Origin of the sequence: Kineococcus vitellinus (genome assembly GCF_009906315.1) — a bacterium.
Taxonomy (GTDB): Bacteria; Actinomycetota; Actinomycetes; order Actinomycetales; family Kineococcaceae; genus Kineococcus; species Kineococcus vitellinus.
Window position 1 is genome coordinate 1 of the sequence record NZ_JAAALL010000538.1, and the last position, 1,458, is coordinate 1,458.

Sequence of the window (1,458 nt, forward strand, 5' to 3'; positions counted from 1 at the left end):
GGGGTGCGGGGGGCTGCGGGTCGAGCTGCGTCACGCCTCCACGCTGCCACGGACCCTGCGGCGGCGCTGCGCCGGGAGCGGTGCCAGCGCGGGGTCGATCGGCGCGCGGCCGTTCTTGTCCACGCGGGTCGCCTCGCCGAGGATCAGCAGCCCCAGCAGGGCCAGCACGAGCGCCACCAGCGCCGTCGAGGCGACCCCGAAGCCGGCGTCGATGGCCGCCCCGCCGAGGAAGGCGCCCATGGCGTTGCCGGTGTTGAAGGCGGCCTGCATCGCCGCCGAGGCCATGCCGGCCCCGCCGCCCGCGGCGAGGATGCCGCGGGTCTGGATGGGCGCGCTCATGACGAAGGCCGTGAAGGCGAAGAGGAAGACGCCGACCGCCGCCACGACGCGGTTGCCGGCGAAGAGGAACAGCACGGCGAAGACGGCCATCTGCGCGAGGAAGCCGACCGCGAGCGTGCGGTACGGGCGCCAGTCGGCCAGCCGGCCGCCGAGCACGTTGCCGAGCGTCGCGCCCACGCCGAACAGCACGAGGACCCAGCTGACCGACCCCTCGGAGAACCCGGCGACGTCGGTGAGCAGCGGCGAGACGTAGCTGAGGACGGTGAACATGCTGGCGAAGCCGACCGTCGTGATGGCCAGCGTCCACCACACCTGCCGGCGCCGGAACGCGGCGAACTCCGAGCGCAGCGTGCCGGTGCGGGTCTCCACGTCGGGCACGAGCGCGAGGATCGCGCCGATCGTCACCACGCCGATGACGCCGACGAGGGCGAACGTCGCCCGCCAGCCGAGCTGCTGACCGGTCCAGGTGCCCAGCGGGACCCCGACGACGTTGGCGACGGTGAGCCCGGTGAAGACCAGCGCGAGCGCCTGCCCCTGCTTGCCGGGCGGGGCGATCTTGCGGGCGACGACGGCGCAGGCGCCGAAGAACGCCCCGTGCCCGAGGCCGGAGAGGAAGCGGGCGCCCACGAGCGCGTCGAACGTCGGCGCCAGCGCGGTGGCCGCGTGCCCGAGCACGAAGAGCCCCATGAGGCCCACGAGGACCTTCTTGCGCGAGATCGGGTGCGTGAGCGCGGTGAGGGTGGGGGCCCCGACGACGACGCCGACGGCGTAGGCGGAGATCAGCCGGCCGGCCTGGGCGATGGAGACGTCGAAGGTGGCGGCCATCTGGGGCAGCAGCCCCATGGCGACGAACTCGGTGGTGCCGATCCCGAAGGCGCCCACGGCGAGGGCGAGGATGGCGATGGGCACGGGCGTACTTCCCTTGCAGCGGTGGTGTGCGGGTCCTGACCAGTGCGTCGTCGCCCCTCGTCGCACCGATCATCGCCGACGCGGGCCCGTCCGTCCCAACTCCAGCGGGACCCGGTCCCGGAAGGGTTGCGCACCAGCACCTCCCGGGCGTGTCCGGTGGCCCGGCGCACGAGCGTCCCCGGCGCGCACCGCGCCGGGGACGGCTGGAGG

At 74.5% G+C, this 1,458-nt stretch carries 1 protein-coding gene; it reads right to left on the bottom strand.

Features of this window, described 5'->3' with window-relative positions:
- Positions 1 to 30: 30 nt before the first annotated feature.
- Positions 31 to 1,248, bottom strand: coding sequence for an MFS transporter (locus GTQ99_RS23215; protein WP_166618011.1), 1,218 nt, complete (start codon positions 1,246 to 1,248; stop codon positions 31 to 33).
- Positions 1,249 to 1,458: the final 210 nt, after the last annotated feature.